Source organism: Bacillus sp. NTK071 (assembly GCF_017303315.1).
GTDB lineage: Bacteria > Bacillota > Bacilli > Bacillales > Guptibacillaceae > Guptibacillus.
On sequence record NZ_JAFKOI010000012.1, the window covers coordinates 57,156 to 81,401 of the forward strand.

A 24,246-nucleotide genomic window follows, 5' to 3' on the forward strand; every position below is an offset into this window, starting at 1 on the left:
AGAGCAGGAGGTATCTGACGTGACGGTCTTAACGAATAGGATCAAGAACTCTCGTGAGCTAATACAGGATAAGGAAACGAAGGAGTTGCTCTCTCGCTCTCTTAAATATTTGAAATCAGGTTATCCTGTCCATTTCATTGGTCCTTCTGGGGCCGGTAAAACCTCTCTTGCTCTTGCTTTAGCGAAGAAAAGGAAGCGACCGGTTATGCTGATGCATGGTAATCACGAATTAAATAACAAGGATTTAATTGGTGATTTCACAGGCTATACGAGTAAAAAAGTGATCGATCAGTATGTAAGGTCTGTTTATAAGAAAGATGAAAGTGTGACTGAAACGTGGCGAGATGGTCGGCTATTAGAAGCTGTCAAAAACGGCTACACGCTAGTCTATGATGAGTTCACCAGGTCACAGCCTACAACGAATAATCTTTTTCTCTCCATTATTGAAGAAGGCATTCTTCCTCTTTATGGATCGAAGTTAACGGAACCTTTTATTAAGGTTCATCCCGCTTTTTCTGTCATTTTTACAAGCAATCCTGCCGAATATGCTGGCGTATATCAAACGCAGGATGCGTTATTAGATCGCTTGATTACAATCCATGTGGATTACAAAGACAGTGAGCGAGAAATGCTGATCGTTTCAGAGAAAGCAAACCTTGTGATGAGTGAAGCGCGTGCCATTACGAATCTGGTCTCACAAATGCGGGATCATTGTAACGGCGACGGTCCTAGTTTGCGCGCCTCTCTTATGATTGCAACGCTCGCTATTGAATCAGATATTCCCATAGACGGTAAGAATTCTGAATTTCAGCGTCTATGTCTCGATATACTCGCACATACCGTCAGTCAATGCATTGACGATGAGAATCCAATCAGTAATGCAGAAGAATTCATTATAGATGCATGTGAAAACATGAGAGTTTACGAGGAGTAAAGGAGCGCTACGCATGAGTGAAAATGAAGAAATGGGCATTTATATCTTTTGTGCCATCCAGACAAATGAAGAAGATCATTTTGGAACGATTGAACTTGAAGGTGAGGAAAGAGACCTTTTCACCATTCGATATAAGGATGCAGCAATGGTGGCAGCCGAGGTTCCGATGAAAATCTATCATCCTAACAAAAAGAATCTATTAACACACCAGGAAGCCGTCTCTTTCGTTATGAATCAGAAAGATACCGTCATCCCAATCAGTTTCGGGAATACGTTCAAATCACGTGATGACGTTAAAGTTCTTCTCGAGAATCTCTACCCGCAATTTGAGAAACTTTTTCCTAATATTAAAGGCAAGATTGAGGTTGGACTTAAGGTAATTGGAAAGAAAGAATGGCTTGAGACGATGGTGAATGAAAACCCCGAAGTCGAGAAAATGGCCGCATCAGTTAAAGGCAAATCGCAAGCGGCTGGCTATTATGAACGAATTCAGCTTGGTGGCATGGCCCAGAAGTTCTTCGCTTCCCTTCAGCGTGACATTAAGGCAGAAATTTTCTCCCCTCTAGAAGACATTTCAGAGGCAGCGAAAACCAATGATCCGCTCGGTGAGAAAATGTTATTAAATGCAGCCTTTCTCATTGATCGTGAAAAGGAAGAGGAATTCGATCAGCTAGTAAACGCGTCGCATGATCAATGGAAGGACAAAGTGGATTTCAGCTACACCGGCCCATGGCCAGCCTACAACTTCGTGAACATTCACTTAAAGGTTGAAGAGAGCGAATGATTCACAAACTGGTGACCGCGCCTTTTGATTTAGTCATCAAAGTCGGTGAGAAAATTAAAGAAGAAGCAGATAAAGAATTGTTTGATCTTCCCACAATTCAGCAGAAATTAATTCAGCTTCAAATGATGTATGAGCTTGGCGAGATTCCTGAAGAAGCTTATACCGAAAAAGAAGAAGAATTGCTGATGCGTTATGAAATCGCCAAACGGCGCGAGCTTGAACAATGGGAAGAATTAACGAAAAAAGATGGAAGGTGAACACATGAGTAATCTCCTTTATTTATACGGTTTGATCCCTAGTCATGAATCTACTACTACTCCCCTTCCTTCTCTTAAGGGGTTCGATGGTGACGGCGTGATCTATCCTTTACGAATCGGTGATGTCACTGCCTTTGTGAGTGAACTTGATGCTGATTCCTATTCAGAAGAAACGATTAGCGACAAAATCAATAACGATATGGAATGGCTTCAGGAGAAAGCCTTTCATCATCACGAAACTGTCCAGCAATTGGCACAGCTGTATACAATTGTTCCGTTAAAGTTCTGCACGTTATACAAAAACCCGGACAGCTTGATCACGACCGTTGAAAACCATAAAGAAAAGCTGCATGAATCGTTTCAGTTGTTAGAAGGTAACGAAGAATGGAATCTCAAAATCTACTGCAACGATGAACAGCTTAAGAAAAAAGTGAGCGAAAGCAACGCTACCATTGAAGCGAAAAGACAGGAAATCAGTCAATTGCCTCCCGGTAGACAATTTTTCGAGAAAAAGAAAATCGATGAGCTGATCAATCAGGAGTTGGAGAATGAAAAGAATCTTTTCTGTGAAGAGATTCATGGAAAGTTAAAGAAGATATCTCTGTTTGGAAGCATTAAGAAAAACTGGAGCAAGGACGTGACCGGACGGAAAGAAAAAATGGCATGGAACAGCGTCTTCCTCCTCCCTTCCGCAAATGTCGAAGAATTTATTGAGGAAATAAAGCTCGATGAAGAAACGTACGGTCTTAACGGATGGGATTTTGAAGTATCCGGTCCATGGCCACCTTATCATTTTTCTAGTTTTACTTCATAAAGTGAGGATTGAGTTCCATGACCGTTAGAGAGTCAATTGAAAACAAAGATATCGCCCTTATCGATATATTGGATGTCATTCTCGATAAAGGGGTGGCCATCAAAGCAGATTTAATTATTTCGATTGCAGACGTTGATCTCGTCTATTTGGATCTACGCGTCTTGATTTCGTCAGTCGAAACCCTTGTGCAACATAAGCAAGGGACTCGCAATACGATCCATTCCAATCAATTCGATCAAGAAAGGGAGGCATTAATCGATGCAACTGGCCAACCAGACAAGTGGTCGAATTAATTTCGACCCTGACAAGGCAGAACAAGGATTAGCTCAACTGGTGTTAACCGTCGTAGAGCTACTAAGACAAATTGTCGAGCGACACGCGATGAGACGTGTTGAAGGTGGGACACTAACAGACGATCAGGTCGAGAACCTTGGTGTGGCACTCATGAATCTCGAAGAAAAAATGGAAGAATTAAAAGATGTATTTGGTCTTGATGCAGAGGATCTCAATATTGATCTTGGACCACTAGGAAGCTTACTTTAATTCGGCCGAGCCAGAGGAGGCGTTTGGATGGCTGTTGAACATCAGGTTCAATCAAATACCATTGTTGATGTGTTGGAAAAAGTGCTCGATAAAGGCGTTGTCATTGCCGGCGATATTACCGTTGGCATAGCCGACGTTGAACTTCTCACGATTAAAATCCGCCTGATTGTCGCTTCCGTCGACAAAGCGAAAGAAATCGGGATGGACTGGTGGGAAAACGACCCTTACCTTAGCTCGAAAGCTGCAGATAACAAAACAGCAGCACTTGAGGAAGAAAACAAGAAGCTTCAGGAACGGCTGAACTCACTTGAGAAAAGTTTAGAGACCAACCGCCTTACTACGGCGGAAAAATAATATTTGGAGGGATTTAACATGACAGAGCAAAACACGACGACTGTAGAGAATCAAACGGAGGGTAAGATAGCGACGAACGAGAATAATAGTCAAAATCAGGCTAAGTCGGGGATTAACGGACCTTTAACAAGAACCGTTACAGGGAGTATTCTCGGAGCGACGGTTGGTTACCTTGCCACTCCAGAAAACGGGAAGAAGCTTTTTGCCAAAATTGATCAGGAGAAACTGAAAAACAAAGGAAAAGACTTCGGAAAGGCAACGAAAGAACGCTCAAGAAAAGCAGCTGATTCAATCAAAACGTCTACAGCGAACCTTTTTAAAAGGGACAAGCAACAGTACGCTGATGATGAAAATGAAGTGGAAGCTGAAACAGCTGCAAGCTCGGAGACGAGTGTACTCGATTCAGTTGACGATCAACAGCAAGACTACGATTCTCTTAAGCAGGAGAATGATGACTTACAGAACCGTCTTAAGCAAATTGAGGATAAGCTTGATCGTCTGACGCGAGCGATGGAAGTGGATGATGAAGATGACGATGAGGATGATCAACCAGCCTCCAAGCGAGGTAAGAAACAGAAGAAAAAATCGACGACAAGTGTAAGTGAAGAAAGCGACGATGAGGACGATGATGAGAACGAACAGGCTACTTCTTCAAAGAAAAAGAAACAAAGCTCGAAATCTACTGAACCTAAGAATGAAGAGGATCAGGAAGATGCTGAAGATGAGGACGAAGAAGAAAACGAGCAAAACAGTGAATTAAAAAAATACCAGGATCATGACGATGATGAGGAGGACGATGAAGAAGACGAGCCAAAGAACACAAACAAGAAAAAGCGTCGTTCCACTCGCAAGAACGCTTCAAAGAAGAACAATAATTCCGATGAAGATAAAGAAAACACAGATTCTGAAGACGAAAAGGAAAAAGTAACAACGCTATCTAGCAATGATGACACATCTTCTTAAGTAGATTGTTAGAAAGGAGAAGCGAAAAATGAGCTTTGAATCAACCAGTAATAAAGACAACATACTCGAATTCTTCACACAAGCATCTAATAAACACGACTTTTCCCTTGATATCACTTTGAATATTAACGGTGCACTCGTTACAGGCACAACCGTTTCTGTAAAAGAATACTTCGATACCCTGAGCGACTCCATTGGCGATGGAAATGACGTTGCTGAAAAGCTGAGTGAAGAATTTGCGCATGCAGGAGAGGCATTGGAAGGCAATAATGGTGCTGAAACGAATTATATCCATCTAAAAAACACAAAAGTTTACTTAGGTGATAGTAAGCCTACCCCTTCAAAGGGTAAGATTCTCTGGAGAGGTAAAATTAGCGAGGTGGATGGGTTCTTTCTTGGGAAGATATCTGATTCGAAATAAGTGGATTGGGAGTAAGGGGGTCAGGTGCGAGTCTGACCCCCTTACTCTCTTTTTGTTATCAAACCCTTGGTGCATAAGGCTTGGATGAGTGTTTCGTACTGATTATAAAGCGAAAAAGTGTCCGCCTCAGGCGGACACTTTTGGTGGTTTTGTCTTTTAGTGGGGTCTGGCCCGAGCCTGACCCCTTAGTTCTTAATCCACATAAACCGAGACAGAGCCACCATTGACAAAGAACTCTCCCCATCCGTCATTATTGATTGTAACGGAATTGGATTTGTTTCCTGTGATGTCATTCCACGTTTCGCCAGCGTTTTGAACGCCAACGTACATCCATTTTGAACCACCTGGTCCATCTGTAATCAGTGTGGCAAGACCAGAGTTAGCATGTGATGCGTCGCCTTCTCTTGTCCAACCGATTATGTCCTGGTGGTTTAAGTAATCGTGCTGGGTGCCATAAGCAAAGGATTTTCTTGCTTGAAGCAATGGATCGAGCTTCGCCTGTTGCGCAGGTATTTCATAAGAGGTGCTTCCTTTTGTTCCGTAATAATCACCGTAGAATACGCTTGGATAGCCCTGTCCTCTTGTTAAGATAAATGCATAAGCGAGCGGTTTAAACCATGATTGCACTGTTGACTCTAGTGCTTGTCCTGGCTGTGAATCGTGATTATCTACAATCGTCACGGCTTTACTTGGGTTTGAAGCCATCACCGTGCCATTCAACAGATTTCTCATATCATACGATCCACCGCTCGTTGATGCTTGTTGGAAATTGTAATGAAGTGGCACATCGAACACGGATTGCGTGTAATTTGTTTTTTGAAGATAGTCATTAATCGCACCAAGGTCATTCTTCCAATATTCCGCTACTGTGAACATTTCTTTTCCAGTGTCCTGACGAACGGATGTAATCCAGTCACTAAGGTAAGAGTGTTTGATATGCTTCACCGCATCGAGTCGGAAGCCATCAAGGTTCAGCTCATTTGCATACCACGTGCCCCACTTTTTCATCTCACTTGCGACTTCTGGATGGTCAAAGTCGAGATCGGCATACATCAGGTAATCGTAGTTACCATTTTCAGATGAGACCGTCCAATCCCACGCTTTTCCTGCTCCTTTGAACTGATAGATGCGCTTCAGATCGCGCGATTCATCCCAGTCTGTTCCGTCAAAGTGATACCACTTCCAATCGAAGCTTGAGTATGTATCGCCTCTTCCTGGAAAATTAAAACCTGTCCACGCCTCGATTTGATATTCTCCTGAGACAACCTGATTACGATTGCTGCTGTTCACTTCAACCGCTGTGACGTTCTCAGTGTAATCCGCCCCGCCCTTGTGGTTCATGACAACGTCTCCATAGACCTGGATATTCTTCTGATGTAGCGACGTTATCGCATTTTTCAACTGACCCTTCGTCCCATATTTCGTCCGGACTGTTCCTTTTTGATTGAATTCCCCTAAATCATACAAATCGTATGCACCGTACCCAACATCATTCTGCTGAGTCCCTTTATAAGCAGGTGGAATCCAGACAGCCGTCACCCCAATATCTTTCAGGTGCTGTGCGTCACTGTTTAGACGATACCAATGTGCACCATCATTCGGAAGGTACCACTCAAAATACTGCATCATCGTTCCATTGGTTGAAGCAGCCTTAGCAGTCATTCCCGGACCAAACATAGGTAATAGCATGACAGTTGCAACGATCAACGATAAAAATCTTCTTCCCTTTTTCAAAAAATCCCTCCCCTGATTCGTTTATGAAAGCGTTTGCATTTATAAGTCTACGTGTGCAATTTGTGCACCTCAATCGACTTTTTTCACAGATCGGGGGATGACTTTTGTCTCAAAATAAGCAAAAGAATAAGTTGTCAGGTGTATAGACTCGGAACTAAAGTCATTGTCTCGTATCTTTTAAATACCTGTCTTCATTAGAAGAAGACAGGTTTAACCGGTACGAATTGATAACATAGCCATCTTATTTCTCTTTTTCTAAAATAGTATCGACTAAATCAGATAAACTACCGGAGCACCGTATTACGTTCGTCGTATAGTAGAACGTCGTCGATTCTGATGCCTCAGGAAAGTTGCCTTCAGAATAAAGGTAGACTGGTATCGAAAGTCCGAGGGCAATGCCCATTTCGATATGGGTGCCCTTGCCCCCTGGAAGAAGAACAACCAAAAAGTCTGCGTTTCTTACAGCTTTGAGTTCCTTTTCTCCAATAACCTCAAGTTCCTTTTTTGTTGAGGCTCTTATGTTCTTGGTCCAATCATAGGTTTGAGTGTAGCCCTTCTTTTTTAATTGCTCGCTCACCTGTTGCACGTTTGCTTTGTTTTGAAAACCTGATGCGACGTAGAATTTCATGTCCGTTACTTCCTTTCATTATTCTTATGTAGTAGGTCAGGACTGCACCTGTCCGGTTAGCTGCTTATGTAACTCCTTCATCAACCTTCGCTCTTGCCTTTCTTCATACATGACTGATTTTTTCATCTTCTTGATCCTCATTTTCCCGATGACATGTCGCACCGAGGCATTCTTTCTAATTAACTCAACGTACTTAGGTTTTTTCGTAAGATCTTGATACCAGCTAAATGCCATAAGGGCTGCTATGTTTGATTCAATACGCTCTTCACTTGGACCTTCACCAAATGCAAAAAACACCTCACCGAAAAAGGCGAAAATTTCTACGATTAGCTCCAACTTACTCTCTCCCTCCTACCTGTTTACCATATGCATGCTCTTATCTTCAATACGAATCGAAGCAGGCTTTTGATTCAATTATTTGGTAATAAAATAAAAAAACAGGCGAAGTGTCCTCGATCTGTGGACTTTCCGCCTGTTTTTGGCTGTTTTGTCTTTAAAGGGGGTCAGGCTCGCACCTGACCCCCTTCAACTTCATCTACTTCACAACCGGTACAACAATCGAAGAGGGGTATTCTTTGTTGTTTAGTATGGTTGCAATTCCACCTAGCTGGTTCAGTTGTTGCGGTACTGGAGACATTGCGTGCGGGAAGTCACTTGGACCGATTGCGACACGCAGTTTGTGTCCTTCTTTAATAACAACATTGGTAGGGAAGATCTCTACGTTTAATTCCATCACTTCATTTGGTGTCACTTTTTTTACGGCATTTCTAGTGAACGGATGCCATGGTTGGATGTTTTCTTCATTTAGAAAACGGCTTTTCGTTTCATCGACCGCTCGGTGTGATGCAGCGAGCCAGCCGGCTGTTATTTCACTTGAGCTGCCATCAGGAGCGACGTCTGTCAAACGCACGGAAAGAACTAACTCTTTCGCTGTCGTACTAGCATAAACTTTCGCTGCGATTGGACCTGAGATATGCAAGTCGCTGTTTACTGGTGCAGTTGTATAGGTAAGTTCTGTTGTTTCTGTTAAACGATTATCTTTTGTACAAGGTAGCGCACTTGGAATGCCAGCTGTCCATTGATTTGTGCTACCCGAGCAAATCCCGTTTGCTGGCTGCTGAACCATCGTTGAGGAAGATTCGAGTGATGAAGGTGTATCCTTTGTAAGCATCTTACCTGAACGAAGGTAGAACCTTTCTGCCGTCGCTTCTGAATGTGGCCAGTTAGGCTGAACTTGGAACTGATCTTCACCAAGCACATATTGCGTCACATCAGGAATTTGATTGATTTCTGTGCCATCACTACCCATTAAGTACGTGTCGAACCATTTTAAAGCGATTTGATCTAGCGTTGGAATATTATCAGCAGGCAGTCCACTGCCATAGTTTCCGTGCGTCCAGTTTCCCATTAAGAGTTTCGTCGTAACGCCATTAGCTTTTAGTTTCTCGTAAAGAAGTGGCGTACCTCTTTGGAAGAGATCATGTAGCCCACCTGTCAAAAAGGTTGGTACTTGAATTTGATCCGCAACGTAGATTGGCGAGCGTAGATGAGCAGCTGGACCATCATAAGCAAAGTCCCCACCAGTAATGGCTGAACTAAGCGTGCTCGTTGGATACCCGGTTGTTTGCCCTGCATGGTTAATGAGAACACTACTTGCCATAATCGGTTCTGACATCGTATACGTTGGTGGGAGGAGACCGCTACTTGTCACCAACCCTAACCAGAGCGGAATAAATCCTGTATTCACCATGCCACCGGACATCATAATGTCACGGTAGACGTCAGCCATTGGCACGACTGGGAAAATGGCTTCTAATCCTTCAGGCTGTTTAGCTGCAGTGAGTAGCTGATTGATTGCTCGATAAGATGAGCCGTACAGTCCAACTTTTCCATTACTCCACGGCTGTTTTGCCGACCATTCAACTACTTCTTTTCCATCACTCTGCTCAGCGATACCAAAAGAATCCCACGCGCCTTGAGAGGAGCCTGTCCCACGTACGTCAACAACAACATGGGCATAGCCTCGTTTAATAAAATAGTCATTATGGTTTTCTTTATTATCCTGATTTTTATTGTAAGGTGTCTGCGTTAATATAACTGGAAATGGACCTGGTCCATCTGGTCGATGAACATCAGCGGCTAAAACGACGCCATCTTGCATCGTAATAAAAACATCTTTCTCTGTGATATAGGTTGAATAATCAGCAGGACGATCGTAAGCCTCCTCGTCCCATGCTTCTGCTGTTGCACTTGAGGTTGCTTTGGATTTGCTCTTCGTTTTTTCATTTGCTGAAGCATGCACAAGAGTTGGAGCTAGCACCATACCTAGCATAAGGAAAAAGAATACGCCATGCCGAACATGTTTCAAAGACATCGTATTACCTCCCTATTTTTGTAAGCCTTTTCATTAATGATACTAAGCGTTAAAGCAGTAATAAATAGAGTGAAGTAACTAATGACTATACGCCAAAGGATGTAATTTGTAGAGAGGAGTAGTGCGTGATGGCTTTTGTAAATCAAAGAAGTGTCCGTCTGTGACGGACACTTCTTTGATTTTGTCTTTAAGGGGGGTCAGGCCCGAGCCTGACCCCCCTCACTGAATGCTCTTTACTTTCTTTTACTTCATTTGCTCCTCCACTTCCTTACTAATTGCAGCTTCTCCACCAAGAATGACGTAGGAATAGGGTTGATTATTTTGGATTAGATTACTTGTTTCTTCAGGAATGACATCTTTTTTAACTAGATACATTGGGGAGCTATTTTGTGCAGCCGCCACAGAACCTGTGAGAGCATCTGGATAATTAGCACCGCTCGCAACGTAGACAGTATCATAGTTTTTATATAAACCCTTCACTATGGCTGCAGCAGTACCATACCTATTAGCACCCTCATATCTAGTCGGATTAGGTAGCTTTTTAAAGATATTATTTGAAACAACATTCGATCCTCCAACAACAATTGTTTTGCTTATTCCTGTTAAAGCTTCGCGAGTTGTTGCAGGTAATTCATCTGATTTTGTTAATAAAATAGGATAACCATGCTGTGCAGCGTATGGCGCAATTGAAAGGGCATCTGGGAAATTTAGTCCATAAGCAATAATTGCCTGTTTGTATGTTCCAAGTTTATCTGCAATTTTAGCAGCAGTTTCAAAACGATCTTTCCCGTCAATGCGTTGCACTACAAGACCCATTCTATCAAGTTGATCTTTAACTGATTTCGGTACTGCACTTGTTCCTCCAAGAATAATAGCTTTTTTTGCTCCTAATCTTTTAATTTCGTTAACACTCTCAAGTGATAGGTCCCTTTTACCTGAAAGCAGAATTGGTGCTTTTAACTTATATGCAAGAGGCGCACCTGCAAGAGCATCCGGAAAACCATGTCCCCTAGCAATCACAACAGTCTCAGCTGTTTTATATGTGTGCCGACTCACTTCCGCAGCTGTACCGAACCTGTCTTCCCCTTCAAGTCTCAAAATCACATCATGTTTAGTCTCAACTGTTAAAGTTGGCCCCTTCGCAATATTCCCTGTAGGATCAGCCGCTTCCACCCTAAAAGTGTAGGATGAATTCTCTTTAAGTCCAGTTACTACCATGCTGAGTACATCTCCACTTAAGGATTTAACTAGTTGATCTCCCTTATAGATCTTATACTGCGCAATACCTGATTCGTCCGTTGCAGATGTCCAGCTCAATTTTAGAGATTCTCTTCCTACTTCAGTGGCTTTAATCTCTGCGTTCATTGGCCATACTGGTTTCTTCGTATCGCGGTCTTCTTCCGTTTTGACCGATAATGATGGCCCATTCATCGTGGTATTTCCCTCAATATCAGCTGCTTCGATTTTAAATGTATAGGATGTATTTGGTGTAAGGTTGAATAATTCCGTACTTTCTACATCACCACTTACTGTTTTAATCAATTTACCTCCCTCATAAATTTCATACTGCGCAATACCTGATTCGTCCGTTGCAGATGTCCAGCTCAATTTTAGAGATTCTTTTCCTACTTCAGTGGCTTTAATCTCTGCGTTCATTGGCCATACTGGTTCCTTCGTATCACGGTCTTCTTCCGTTTTGACCGTTAATGATGGCCCATTCGTCGTGGTGTTTCCCTCAACATCAGCTGCTTCGATTTTAAATGTATAGGATGTATTTGATGTAAGGTTGGATAATTCCGTACTTTCTACATCACCACTTACTGTCTCAATCAATTTTCCTCCCTCATAGATCTCATACTGCGCAATTCCTGATTCGTCTGTTGCAGGCGTCCAGCTTAATTTCAGAGATTCTTTTCCTACTTCAGTGGCTTTAATCTCTGCGTCAGCTGGCCAGTTAGGTTCCTTAATATCTTTATCATCCCCAAGGTTAATTGCTACTCCCATCGTATCATTGCTATAATCCATTACTTCTATAGCTAATTTTGTAGTTAATCCATTATATAACTTAGTGTTTGGAGTTGTTTCGTTATTAAAAAACATCTCATATCCTTTTCGATAATAATGATTATAGTCTACATAGTATTTTAGTGAGTCCAGATCGCTTCCATATTTTTCATTTGCTTCTTCAAGATCGACTAGCTTATGGTTTTCATCATCGTTTCCGGCTCGGTTTTGATCCTCATCAATATGCCACAGTGCAATACCGCCAGACACCGTTCTGTTTTCAAGACCCCTATCGTATCCCGAATACTGACGATTCTCCATTAAAAAGTATTCTGAAGGATCTGAAGTTTTTATTTGAACAATGTTATAGTTTCCATTCTTGATTGAATTTAAGTTTACTTTTTTGGAAGAATATACGACTTCAGGAGAGACAAATCCCAGCTTTATTTTAGACCATGGATCCAGGTGTGTTGGTGTCTGTCCATGATACTCTCCAGTTTGAAAAGCCCAAGAACCTGAGGCCATTATGCTATGAACATCAACACCAAGCGAAGATCCATCACGATCATATAAATCTGGTAAGCCGAGATCGTGTCCGAGTTCATGAGCAATAATGCCGATCGTTGCCATATGGTTTCCATGCTTTTCGCCAAATTGAGTGTAGCCACCATTGGCATAAATATTTCCCACACTCACGCCATCCAAAGTTGGCGCTTCTGAGAACAAGCCATATTTGTGCCCCCATACTCTTGGGGAAGGGTCATTATAGCTACCTTCACCACCTGCAACAATTGTGACAATATGGAGTTCATCCACACTTATGTAACCGTCCCCATTTTTATCAAACTGCCTATAGTTCACCATTCCATCTGATGCTATCAATGCATTTGCCACAATTTGTCTGTATAGTTGAACTTCATTGTATTTATCAACAGGGTCTGGATGGTTATAATTCAATTGAACGGATACCACGCCATTATTTACACCACCAGTTTCTTCTGCTGGTGTAAACTGAAACTTACCTGCAGAATTCTCAGCATAAAACGTGTTTAACGAGTTACCCGTCTGACTAAAAATCTTAGTACTCCAATCATTTTCGGTATACCTGGCTTTTGTATCCTTAAAATTGACCAAAAGGACAATGAGATCCTGTTTAGTAGAACTGTTAGATTTAAAATTAACTTCTTTCTGTTTTTGTTTTAAAAGTTTGTTATCTATCTTTGGTGGGATACTAACCACCTGGTCATTCAAAGCTGCATTCTTAGGAACAGAATCAATCCCTACTTTAGAAGTTGTTTTTGTAAGTTTAGATCCCTCAACTTTTGCAAAGTACCAGTAATCATCCTTACCTTGTAAAATAACATGTCCGTCTTCTGTCTCAACCCAGTGGCGAAATTCATCTCCGACTGCCTTAGAAAGGAATGTCGTCCCATCTGGCTGCTCCACTGTTCTAAATACATCGTTTGCCGGAGCAGCGAGTGCGCTGTTGTTCATTATAATGAACAAACAAACAGAAAATAGAAATGTACCTACCGGTTTACCCATTCTCATACTTTATCCCCCTCGTGCTTTAAAATGCTTATAACACCTTTGATAATAGCATGAAGGGAATAAATGGAATAGCTTTTTCGTTAAACAAAAAACGGGAAATAAGTTTAAATGACGACATTATCTGTTCTTTTAGTAGAACAATGGTCAGACCCCTGTTTTCTAGTGTGTTGTATTTGAAGGGTCAGGCTCGAGCCTGACCCCCCTCTCTTCTTTTAATGACTCCCTTTTAAATAATACTCGATCCAAACTTCCTGCGGTACAAGCTTTCCTCCTGTCGCCCACACAAGATGGGTGCCTCCCTTGTTCTTCAAATGATCCTTCGTAACGACAGGTCCAATCATTCCAGCAAGCGCAGACGGCTCAAGCTTAATCCGCTCGGTGTTATAGAGCCAGCGTAGCATGTCGTAGAGCCGTTGGTCGTCGACTGTGTAGACACCGTCGATGATCGATTGAATCTCTCGCCCAACAAATCCAGATGGTCGTCCTACTGCTAATCCGTCTGCTGCTGTCATGTTATCAATGCCAAAGTCTTGGACTGAGATCTTGTCATGTCCGCCCGTCATTAATCCAAGCAACATTGAAGGTGAATGCGTTGGCTCTGCCAAATAGCAATGAACGTGTTCCCCAAACACGTGATGCAGTCCAAAGGCAATTCCACCAGGTGCACCGCCTACTCCACAAGGTAGGTAAACGCTCAATGGATTCTCCGCATCGACCTTGATTTTCATCTCATCTAACTGCTTTTTAAGTCGAAGGGCCGCAACCGCATACCCCATAAAAAGGTCTTTCGAGTTCTCATCGTCAATAAAGTGACACGTGAGGCTTTTCTCACACTGCTGTCGTCCTTGTTCAACCGCAACGCTATAGTCTGCTTTATGCTCAACGACGTTTACTCCTTTTTTCCGTAAAAGATCCTTTTTCCACTGTTTGGCGTCGCACGACATGTGCACCGTTACGTTAAAACCAAGCTTTGCTGACATGATGCCTATGCTCAGTCCAAGGTTACCAGTCGAACCAACTGTAATAGAGAAAGCTGAGAATAACTCGGTGAACTTTTTATCTGCTAAGATCGCGTAGTCGTCGTCTTTTCTGAGTAATGCATGCCCGGTAGCAAGTTTTTCCGCATGTTTGATCACTTCGTAAATACCGCCACGTGCCTTAATACTCCCTGCAATTGGCAAGCGATCATCGCGTTTTAGTAGCAGCTGACCGTGAATTTTCGTATCGAAATCGTTCTCGAGCTTAGCTTTCATAGCACTAATTTCAGATAGAGGCGATTCGATGATGCCGTTCGTCTCCGGGAAAGCTTTCTTGAAGTATGGGGCGAAGCGTTTCATGCGTGCTTCGGCTTCAAGGATATCTTCGTATGAAAGCTCACTTTGTACCGGACTTCCTTTAGCAGGATTCTCCCAAACAACTTCCTTAAGTTTCACGAGATCACCTATAAGAGGGTATTCTTGAATCCACTTTTCAAGCGATTGTCCTAATACGTTCATTTACCTCACTCCTTTCATGCTATAGAAAACCCTCTGAATCAAGTCCAGAGGGTTCGTTTTCTTTATTTTATCGTAAGCTTCGCAAGTCTGTCTTCTACGCTTACCACATCAGGGCCACCAAGAAGTACGAATTGTTCTGTTTGCAAATCATTGATCGTCGCTTCTATGGATGGTGAAAGTTGATCTTTTTTCGCTAGTAACAATGGTGAATCATTTTTCGCTGCTAGAACAGCACCCGTTAATGCATCAGCAAAATTCAAGCCAGTAGCAACATAACCGGTGTGTGCTTCGTCATCGAAATAGCCGATGATTTCAGCAGCTGTCTCATAGCGATCGTCTCCAGCTAAGCGTTTGTGACCTGGTAATTGATCGTACACATTCTTTTGCACGACATTATCCCCGCCAACGACAATTGTTACTTTCGTGTCAGCTAACGCTTCTTTCGTGTAGTCAGGTAGCTTATTGTCTCTCGTAAGAAGAATCGGCATACCTTCCTTCGCTGCATATGGGGCAACAGCTAACGCATCTGGGAAGTTGTATCCGTATGCTACCACCGCTTTATTGCTAGAAGAATCGAGTTTTTCTGCGATAAGCTTGGCGGTTTCAAAACGATCTTCTCCGCCAATTCGCTCTGTTTTGAGGCCCATATTGCGGAGCTGATTTTCAACTGCAGGGTAAACCGCATTATCGCTACCAAGAATGATGACCTTCTTAGCACCAAGTCGCTTGATTTCATTGGCAGTTTCTTTTGTGAGTGTCTTATCATCCGTAAGTAGAATAGGAGCGTCCAACTGATAAGCAAGTGGCGCACCAGCTAGAGCGTCTGGGAATTCATAGCCACGACTAAGGACAACCGTGTCAGCGCCGTCCTGCCAGCCGTCTTTTGAGATTTCGATCGCTGTTTTGTAGCGGTTATCGCCTGAAAGACGTTCGGTTACAGGGATCATGCTGCTTGAAGCGATATACCCTTTTCTACCATCATCCAGTTGCACGTGATAGCGAACCCATTGACGTCCTGGTGAATCGGCAGAAGTATCATAATAGACCTCGCTGTCCAGTACAGTAGCTGTATGAGATTCCGTTAGTGTTATATGTTTTGTCGTACTAGGCGAATCTTTGAAGTATTTTCCTTTAACTGTGATCACTTTATCACTTTTTTCATACAACGTTCTTGAGCGAGTTAGCTGTTCATCCACATTGTAGTTTAGCTTATTGAAAACAATTGGAGCATTACTAGTTTTATCGTAAGAGAAATCATCTCTTTCAAAAACGAGCGCCTCAATATTCACATCAAAGTTGTAGTCCTCAATCGTTTGATAGACGTGATCTTGATACGTATCTAGATTCCTTGTCCCATCTTCTTCTTCTCTAAAATAAGGACTGTTTTCTGGCGCAGTTCCATTGTAAGCCATAATAGCGAAATACCAGCTTTCAAGGATATTGCGATCATTCCGATTAATCGTCGGAATCTTTCCTTGAACACCAAGCTCCCATTTCTTGTTTAGAATATCTAGTCCAGCATCGATATTATACGAAATATCATTTTCAAGTTTCACGCGATCATAACAATTTTGCGTTTTACCATCCTCACAAATGTAATCCGTCACTTGCATAAGCCCAATACCGCCATCTTCACTGATAAGAGGATCGCCATCTTTCGTCCACTGCTGCCACTGACTATTCTCTTTAAATGCTACAGCTTTTGCAATCTCTGGCGGTATCTTGTGTTCGATTGCACTTTCTGTAAGTAATTTGTTAATGTCATTGTTTGTAATGGATTCATTTCCTTCTGCATTCGCAATCGAAGGCTGTACTAGTGCTAGAAAAAGAACCCCTATTAGTAAACTACTAATTTTTTTCGCCATAATTTCCCCCCTTAAGGATTTACTACCATTTTCCAATTATTCGTCTTCTCTCATTCTAGCATCTGGTGGTTTTAATTCCAATTTTTATCATATAAATAGTTATCTTGAACTACGGTACTTCCTACTAAAATAAAAGATCAGTGGCACCAGGACAATCGTAGGCAAAATCCATAAATAAATACTACGAAACCCTCCACCTAGTAAACGAGGTGCACCGAATACGGTGAATGCAGTCACCGTCGAGATCGAGCAAGCAATCATCCCTTGAATATGCTCGAGTAGCCAGCTGTTTCTGACAGGCATTGGACGGAGCCAGTAAGCTAATTGACCAATACCTAGAAAGATTCCTAGAAAAGGAAAGAATGAGATGAGCGTATTGCCAGAACTGAAACCGTAGATTGAACAGGCAAGTCCTGATAGGAACAATAGACTTGAGAAAGCAAGGTCACCAGGATGGCGGTGTTGATTTGCTTTCTTCTTGAATCGTAGAACGCGTAGCCCGTAATAGGCTGTAGATGAACTTAGTACAGCAATAAATAAGAGGAAGATAGAGAATGAAAAGCGCTCAGGTGATGTATCTGGTTGAATGAAGATTCGAATGAACGCCATGCCGGCTGCCGTGATGCTAACGATCCCCATCATCACAACAAAGAACCACCCGATGCGAATGTGCCACTTGCCACCTTTCTTTAGGACAAGTGGTAGCCAGAATGACAGTAGGGCGCTAAACCCTGCGGTTATGTGAAGAATTAAGAACAGATTGAACATGATGTATTCCCCCTTTAGTGAGGGGGGTCAGAGAGGTACCTGACCCCCACTGCGTTAATGCACTAAACCAACACAAAAAAATGTCCGTCTGAGACGGACATTTACGTGGTTTTGTCTTTGAAGGGGGTCAGGCACGTGCCTGACCCCCCCATTAAGTTAAATCAATGCGCCCGCTTCGCCCCAAGGTACCTCGGTCCCCAGTAGCTTGAGTTCATATCGCTGATGGTTACTCCGGTTGAAGATCCAGCATGTATGAACTTGTTATTTCCGATGTAGATGCCTCCGTGTGAAGCGCCTGGTTTATAGGTTGTGAAATACACGATGTCACCTACGGATGGTGAGCTAACAGGTGTTGTTACATTCCACATTTGCGCCATTGTTCTAGGCAGAGAAATGCCCTGCTTCTTAAACACATAGACGAGGAAGCCGCTACAGTCGAAGCCCTGCGTTGGGGTGTTTCCACCCCATACGTACGGTACACCTATGTATACAGATGCATCAGCGATGAGATCCATCACGCTGAAGCTTGAGTTCGAAGTTCCGTTATCGCTACCTGTATTTCCATTTCCTTCATAACCTGTTGATTGCTTAAGCTTTTCCCATGTAGCAGGTCCAACAACACCATCGACAGTGAGCTTGTTGCGCGACTGGAATGCTCGTACAGCTGCATCTGTGCCGTTCCCAAAGTCGCCATCAAGTGGTCCTGAGTAGAGTCCAATCGCTTTTAACTTCGATTGAAGTTCTTTCACGAGTGAGCCTGTTGATCCCTTCTTTAGGAGATCCCCCTGATCTTCCCCTGTTGAAGGTGTTGTCACAACTTTATCTGTCGAGCCGTCAAGCGCATCCATGGTTTCTTTCGTTGCAGTTCCTGTTACCTGCAGTTTCTTTGCTTTCTGGAAGTCCTTGACCGCTTTCTCAGTAACAGGACCATAATACCCTGTCGCCTCAACATGGAACGTACCCGCTTTCTTCAGTTTGTTCTGTAATTCCGTCACTGCATTGCCTTTCGATCCTACCTTCAACACCGTTTCCGTTTGCTGGTTGCTTCTCGATTTTAGCGTGTCGATGGTTTTGTCGTCGGCCACTCCTGTGACAGGCAACCCTACGATACTTTGAAACTCTTTAACGGCTTTATGCGTATTATTACCAAAGATTCCATCGATTGAATCATTGTAATAACCACGATCCTTAAGCATTTGCTGAAGGGAAGTGACGGAGCTTCCACGAGATCCGATCGATAGTCCAGTAACGGATGACTCAGGCTTTGCCGTTTCTTTCTCAGAAAGTGCGGCTAGCGTTTTTCTATCAGCAACGCCAGTTTGTGATAACCCAGCTGATTTCTGGAAATTCTGCACAGCTGTTTTTGTGATCTTTCCAAAAATACCGTCTACCTTGTAGTTGTAATAACCTTTTGATTGCAACTTTGACTGCAAATCGGTCACTGCACTTCCACGCATTCCGATTGAAATGTCTGAAGAAGAGCTGGACGGTTTTGAGCTTGAAGCCGAGCTTTTCGATAGTGCATTAATTGTTGTAGCATCTGCTTTACCAGTTACGGAGAGACCTTCTTCTCGCTGGAAATCCTGTACTGCTTTCTGGGTGATTTGACCGTAAATGCCGTCTACGTTGTAAGAATAGTAGCCTTTGTCTTTAAGCGCAGTCTGCAGATTAGTGACTTGCTGTCCTCTTGATCCAACCTGTAACGACGACGTGTGCTGAGATGATTTGCTCACAGACTTTGCACCAAGCGCCTTCAGCGTATCCGTTGTTGCGACGCCAGTAACGTTTAAGCCAACTGCCTGCTGAAACTTACCTACTGCATCTTCCGTAATTGGACCGTAGTACCCTGTTGAGGTGTGGTATGTAAAATACCCCTTCGCCTTCAAAACATCTTGTAGCTCTTTCACATCTTGATTGTTCATGCCTTTCTTAAGCTCTTGATCCCCAAACGCTGCTTCTGCACCATCAGGTTGAACAAACATTACTCCAGCTACAATCGCAGAACCAGTTATTGCTTTCTTGACCAATGAAGGTTGCATCCAGATCCTCCTCATTCCAATTAAGTTACTGCCCAAATATCGACACTTTGCATATACTATCGGCTATTATTCAACAAAGTTTAAGTGATATCCTGTTATTTTTTCACAAAAAAAAGAGATACAGGTCATTTTACCTGTATCTCCCTCATTTTCTACTATTTATTATTTTTGAAAAAGCAGGTCTTCCACGCTCTTATTAATGGCCGCTTCTCCACCGAGTATTCTAAAATCGGTAACGGTTTTAATCGCACCGGTTGTTTCAGGTGGGATACTATTCGATTTAACGAGAAGGAGAGGAGCGTTCTGCTTCCCTGCAAGAACGGATCCTGATAGGGCATCAGCAAAACCATAGCCATTTGCGAGATACGCTGTTTTGGCATCAGGGTAATAGCTCGCTTTCACTGCTGCTGCCGTTCCAAAACGGTTCTCACCACTAATGCGTTCTGGCGATGGAAGAGTATTGTACACCTTACTCGTGATCACCTGGTCTCCACCAACAACGATCGTATCGTTGATTGTTGCGAGCGCCTTACTCGTGGCTTGTGGCACCTTATCACTTTCCACTAAAAGAATCGGATAGCCCATTTTAGCGGCATAAGGAGCGATTGCTAGCGCATCTGGGAAGTTTCGACCATACGCAATCACCGCATATGCAGGGTCTCCACCCATTCGCTTCGCAATTTTGGCTGACGTTTCATAGCGGTTCTCGCCACTAATGCGTTCGATTTCTAATCCAAGTGATTTGATTGTACTTGCAGTTGAAGAAGAGATCGCGTTCTCGCCTCCAAGAATGATTGCTTTCGTCGCTTTCAAGCGCTTGATCTCGTCAGCTGTTTCTTTCGGTAGACTATCTGTTTTTGTTAAAAGAATTGGTGCATTCAATTGATAGGCAAGCGGTGCACCTGAAAGGGCATCAGGAAAATCGGTTCCTTTTGCTATAACAACGGTTTCCGCTGCGTTGAAGGTTTCTTTACTAATTCTAGCGGCTGTTTCAAATCGATTTAATCCTTCAATTCTAGACGTTGTCGTAGCCGATGTTTTGGCCGTTAGAGATGGACCATTCGCTGTCACATACCCTTTTTTATCGACTGCTTCTACCTTAAACGTATACTCTTTATTAGCTGCTAGTCCCTGTACTTTTAAACTCTTAGTCGTTGCATTTACTTCTTTTAGAAAACTACCATTCTTGTAGATGATATAGGAAGCAATGCCAGATGGATCGGTCGCTGCTGGCCAGTTTAACGTAATCGAGCTATTGGTGATAGCAGATGACGTGAGCTTTGCATTCTTTGGCCATACAGGTGGATTCTTATCTTCTCCATTCAGTACTTTCACGGAAACGGCCATTGAATCACGATTTGAATCGATTACCGTTACCGATACGCTCGAATTGGATCCTGAATAGAGCTTACTGTTTGGCTTCGATGTGTTCGTAAATTGTGCATACCCATTCCCGCTGTAATAATGATCATAATACATATACGGATAGGGATCCTGATTTGGATCTTGATCAAGTTCTGGGTAACCGAGCCTACTTTCATTCGCCTCTTCTAGATCAACCGCTTTATGCGTTTCATCCTGGTTGCCCATTCCATTAGAAAATTGATCTTCATCAATATGCCAGATTGCGATACCCGGATCTGCAACGTACCCAGCTAAACCGATATCAAATCCTTTGAACTGCCGATTTTCGACCAGAAAGTATTCGGACTCGTCAGGTGTTTTCAGCTTAAGCACCGAGTAGTCGTTAGACATGAAGTTCGTTACTTGATAGGTTCCATTATCCTGAACCTCAACTGGTCTGACGAAGCCTAAAACCATCTTAGACCAGGCATCCAAATGCGTTGGGTACTCACCGCCATATTTATTATTCGCTGTAGTCCATGAGCCAGCACCCATAAGGCTATGAATCCCTACTGCAAATGATGAATCGTCGTAATCATATAAATCAGGTAGACCAAGGTCATGTCCCATCTCGTGAGCAATAATGCCAACTGTAGCCATGTGATCACCATGATTTTCACCGAACATCGTGTAGCCACCGTTTGCTTTGTATGCACCAATTTTCACCCCGTCAAGACGAGGCGCTTCAGTATCGTATAAATTGGTCATATGCCCCCAGACCACTCTTCCTTCATCACCATAGCTCGCTTCACCACCGGCAACGATCGTCACAATATGCAATTCTTCTGATGAGAGGTATCCATCTTTATTCAGATCGAATTGTGCATAGTTCACTTTTGCATTGGAAGCTGCAACGGCGTCTTTAAATAGTTGCGTGTAACGCTGGTTTTGATTATAAGCTCCTTCAGGACGAGGATGGTTTTTGTTAACAGAAACTTTCACAACACCATCATTTACTACGCCACTTGTTTCCCTTGCCGCTATAAACTGAAGTTTCCCTTCAGAAACTTCATCATAATAATTGTTTAACGTGCTGCCTGAGGCACCGAAAAACCGTTTACTCCAATCAGCTTCTTTATTTTTTATTTTCACATCATTAAATTCAACTAATAATACGAGTGTTGGATGTTCGCTAGCACTAAGTAATTCTACTTGATCCTCAGTGGGAATATCTTTTGGCTTAGCCATCAGTTTATGACCGGGCTCTAGCTTCATCACTTCCTTAAGGTTGGCTGCATCAGAAGGTTTTTCATCAATCGCATACTTGGCATTTGTTAATTGCAGGTCTTGATCCACAATTTCTGTATAATACCAATAGTTATCTTTCCCTATTTTGATCACTGAAGCATCCTCTGTCGTCCACCAGTTCAGGTTCTCATTCCCATTCAACGTTGCTTTGAAAGTCTCCCCTGTTGGTTGAACTAGCTGTTTCGTTTCTTCTCTTGCTGGCATGGCGTTCGCGTTGCCCGCAAACACAAGCACTAACAAAAGGCTACATAATAGTACTCCAAAACCGTATGCGCTTTTTCTCATCGTTTTCCCCCTAAGGTCGTTCGTCCCCCGAATCTTATACTTTATTAGTCTACCACTAGCGAGTTAAACTTTTCCATAATTCAGCATATTTTAGGGAGAAAAAGAGGCCAGCGATATGCTGTCCCCTCATAATTCAAGTTACTTTACCCCTTGAAGCTCTTCTTCGACCGAAAGACTAACCGCTTTTGGTCCACCTAGAATTGTAAAGTGATAGATTCCTAGATCTTCCTTCGCTTGAACCACCGCATCCTGCATCTTTTCAGGATGCACAAGAAGGAAACTACTGTCTGTTTTTGCGGCAAGCACACTGCCTGTTAGGGCATCAGCAAACTCAAGGCCAGTTGATACGAACGCTTTATAAGAAGGGTTTAGTTCCCTTGCAATAATGGATGCCGTTTCATAACGATCCGCTCCTCCGTAGCGTGTTGCGCCTGGTAACTTGTTAAAAAGATCTTCAGAAATAACAGCGGTTCCACCGATTGCTAAGCTCTTTGGATAGTTATTTAATAGCTTAGCAGAGGCTTTCGGAATCTCGTTCTGTTTCGTTAAAATGATAGGATACGCGTTCTCAGCTGCGTACGAAGCCACGGCAAGCGCATCAGGAAATTTCGTTCCATTTGCAATAACGGCTGTATCAGATGATGGAAGAAACGCTCCAATTTTGGCTGATGTTTCATAGCGATCCGCTCCATCAAATCGGTGCGTTTTAATATCCATCGCTAAAATTTCATTTTCGACAGCAGGTGAAATAGCCGTGTTACCTCCAAGAATGTATACCACTTCAGGATTAAGACGGGCGATTTCTTCTTTTACATTTGGATCTAACGCATCAGAGTGAGTCAGTAAAATAGGCGAATTTGCGTCATACGCAAGTGGGGCACCGGAAAGCGCATCTGGAAAATCATCCCCTCGGGCAAGGATGACAGCCTGTGCAGACTGCTTCCAACCGGCTTGTGATATTTTAATAGCTGTTTCATAGCGGTTCTCACCAGCTAAACGCGTTGTGTTAACCGGTAAATTCGTCCGAATTTGCTTCCAAAGTTCATCTGCAATCGCCATGTAACCGGCCGGTGATGGATGGACGTTCGTTGGATTAGGTAAATAGGTTGGATAATCTTTGGCGATCGTTTCAAAGGTAGGTACATAGTGGCTATTCGATAAGAGAGCAATTTCTTTAATGATTTCGTTAACGGTTTTTGTCAGTTGGATGAGAGGTTGTTGTTTTTCAGGAGGATAGGCATAGAAACCATTATAGTAACCCATTAAATACACTTCAGCGGTAGGGTTCACCTTGCGAATGATCTGCATACTGGCTACGTAGTTTTCAGTAAGTTGATTCATGATTTTCTTCACTTCTTCTTCATTTTGCAATCGACTTGGATCTGACTTAAGTACTTGAAGAAAATCATTCGCACCAATCGAGATTGTAATCATATCTGTCGATTGCAACTTAAATTGCATCTCGGGTTTAGATAAATCATTCAATAAATCTATTGTTGTATCACCAGGCACACCAAAATTATCAAAACTACCGTACAGTTCCACACGTTGCAGATCCTGAGCTATGTAGTCTGCAAAGCTTAAGCCAATTTTGTTATTGGAATCTACTCCAGCAGTTAGCGAATCTCCTAACGCAGCATAATGGACGACATTCTTCTCGCCAACCACATCAGTGGCGGCAAAAGCTTGCGTTGGCACGAGCATGGCGATCACAAGAAGTAACGAAAGCAGCAGGCTACGATTCTTAAATAACTTCAACCATATCCCTCCTCATATTCCA

Annotated in this window: 20 protein-coding genes; 9 read left to right on the top strand and 11 right to left on the bottom strand. The window is 42.9% G+C overall.

Going from position 1 to position 24,246, the window contains the following annotated elements:
- Positions 1-19: 19 nt before the first annotated feature.
- From gvpN to gvpU, 9 genes are read left to right on the top strand one after another with little or no spacing between them, the layout of a single operon-like run.
- Positions 20-934 carry a gas vesicle protein GvpN gene (gvpN, locus tag JI666_RS16165; RefSeq protein ID WP_206893729.1) on the top strand — a complete coding sequence of 305 codons (915 nt, stop codon included), beginning with the start codon at positions 20-22 and terminating at the stop codon, positions 932-934.
- 13 nt (positions 935-947) lie between these two features.
- The gene (locus JI666_RS16170) at positions 948-1,718 is read left to right on the top strand and encodes a GvpL/GvpF family gas vesicle protein (RefSeq protein WP_206893730.1); all 771 of its coding nucleotides are present in this window, start codon (positions 948-950) and stop codon (positions 1,716-1,718) included.
- Positions 1,715-1,975: a gas vesicle protein GvpG gene (locus JI666_RS16175; RefSeq protein ID WP_206893732.1), complete on the top strand. Its 261-nt coding sequence runs from the start codon at positions 1,715-1,717 to the stop codon at positions 1,973-1,975. The genes JI666_RS16170 and JI666_RS16175 overlap by 4 nt, the downstream gene beginning before the upstream one ends.
- A gap of 4 nt (positions 1,976-1,979) precedes the next feature.
- Complete coding sequence (locus tag JI666_RS16180; protein WP_206893733.1) at positions 1,980-2,789, top strand: GvpL/GvpF family gas vesicle protein; 810 nt, start codon at positions 1,980-1,982, stop codon at positions 2,787-2,789.
- 17 nt (positions 2,790-2,806) lie between these two features.
- On the top strand, positions 2,807-3,082 hold the full coding sequence (gene gvpJ, locus JI666_RS16185; RefSeq protein WP_206893734.1) for a gas vesicle protein: 276 nt from the start codon (positions 2,807-2,809) through the stop codon (positions 3,080-3,082).
- A complete protein-coding gene (gvpK, locus tag JI666_RS16190; protein WP_206893735.1) occupies positions 3,048-3,332 on the top strand; it encodes a gas vesicle protein K in 285 nt (94 codons plus the stop codon). The genes gvpJ (JI666_RS16185) and gvpK overlap by 35 nt, the downstream gene beginning before the upstream one ends.
- A 27-nt stretch (positions 3,333-3,359) precedes the next feature.
- Positions 3,360-3,686, top strand: a complete 327-nt coding sequence (gene gvpJ / locus JI666_RS16195) for a gas vesicle protein (RefSeq protein WP_206893736.1) — start codon at positions 3,360-3,362, stop codon at positions 3,684-3,686.
- An 18-nt stretch (positions 3,687-3,704) separates the two neighbouring features.
- Positions 3,705-4,649, top strand: coding sequence for a YtxH domain-containing protein (gene gvpT, locus JI666_RS16200; RefSeq protein WP_206893737.1), 945 nt, complete (start codon positions 3,705-3,707; stop codon positions 4,647-4,649).
- Positions 4,650-4,677: 28 nt separating this feature from the next.
- On the top strand, positions 4,678-5,070 hold the full coding sequence (gvpU, locus tag JI666_RS16205) for a gas vesicle accessory protein GvpU (protein ID WP_206893738.1): 393 nt from the start codon (positions 4,678-4,680) through the stop codon (positions 5,068-5,070).
- 192 nt (positions 5,071-5,262) lie between these two features.
- On the opposite strand, the gene amyS is transcribed toward gvpU, so the two are convergent.
- The 11 genes from amyS to JI666_RS16260 all read right to left on the bottom strand — a co-directional run bounded on the left by amyS (position 5,263) and on the right by JI666_RS16260 (position 24,224).
- Positions 5,263-6,804: an alpha-amylase gene (gene amyS, locus JI666_RS16210; protein ID WP_349769348.1), complete on the bottom strand. Its 1,542-nt coding sequence runs from the start codon at positions 6,802-6,804 to the stop codon at positions 5,263-5,265.
- A gap of 241 nt (positions 6,805-7,045) precedes the next feature.
- Positions 7,046-7,432 carry a nucleoside 2-deoxyribosyltransferase gene (locus JI666_RS16215; RefSeq protein ID WP_206893739.1) on the bottom strand — a complete coding sequence of 129 codons (387 nt, stop codon included), beginning with the start codon at positions 7,430-7,432 and terminating at the stop codon, positions 7,046-7,048.
- 36 nt (positions 7,433-7,468) lie between these two features.
- A complete protein-coding gene (locus JI666_RS16220) occupies positions 7,469-7,768 on the bottom strand; it encodes a hypothetical protein (RefSeq protein ID WP_206893740.1) in 300 nt (99 codons plus the stop codon).
- 199 nt (positions 7,769-7,967) lie between these two features.
- Entirely contained in the window at positions 7,968-9,806 is a 1,839-nt protein-coding gene (locus JI666_RS16225; protein ID WP_206893742.1) for a CocE/NonD family hydrolase, read from the bottom strand.
- Between the two features lie 243 nt (positions 9,807-10,049).
- A complete protein-coding gene (locus JI666_RS16230; RefSeq protein WP_206893745.1) occupies positions 10,050-13,361 on the bottom strand; it encodes a cell wall-binding repeat-containing protein in 3,312 nt (1,103 codons plus the stop codon).
- 212 nt (positions 13,362-13,573) lie between these two features.
- Positions 13,574-14,857, bottom strand: a complete 1,284-nt coding sequence (dsdA, locus tag JI666_RS16235) for a D-serine ammonia-lyase (protein ID WP_206893748.1) — start codon at positions 14,855-14,857, stop codon at positions 13,574-13,576.
- 62 nt (positions 14,858-14,919) lie between these two features.
- Positions 14,920-16,722 carry a cell wall-binding repeat-containing protein gene (locus JI666_RS16240; RefSeq protein WP_206893753.1) on the bottom strand — a complete coding sequence of 601 codons (1,803 nt, stop codon included), beginning with the start codon at positions 16,720-16,722 and terminating at the stop codon, positions 14,920-14,922.
- A 99-nt stretch (positions 16,723-16,821) separates the two neighbouring features.
- Positions 16,822-17,490 carry a DUF2306 domain-containing protein gene (locus tag JI666_RS16245; RefSeq protein WP_206893754.1) on the bottom strand — a complete coding sequence of 223 codons (669 nt, stop codon included), beginning with the start codon at positions 17,488-17,490 and terminating at the stop codon, positions 16,822-16,824.
- A gap of 161 nt (positions 17,491-17,651) precedes the next feature.
- The gene (locus JI666_RS16250) at positions 17,652-19,529 is read right to left on the bottom strand and encodes a C40 family peptidase (RefSeq protein WP_206893758.1); all 1,878 of its coding nucleotides are present in this window, start codon (positions 19,527-19,529) and stop codon (positions 17,652-17,654) included.
- A 162-nt stretch (positions 19,530-19,691) separates the two neighbouring features.
- Positions 19,692-22,466 (bottom strand): cell wall-binding repeat-containing protein, encoded by a 2,775-nt coding sequence (locus JI666_RS16255; protein WP_206893761.1) that lies wholly within the window; start codon positions 22,464-22,466, stop codon positions 19,692-19,694.
- Positions 22,467-22,604: 138 nt separating this feature from the next.
- The gene (locus JI666_RS16260; protein WP_206893768.1) at positions 22,605-24,224 is read right to left on the bottom strand and encodes a cell wall-binding repeat-containing protein; all 1,620 of its coding nucleotides are present in this window, start codon (positions 24,222-24,224) and stop codon (positions 22,605-22,607) included.
- Positions 24,225-24,246 lie beyond the last annotated feature (22 nt).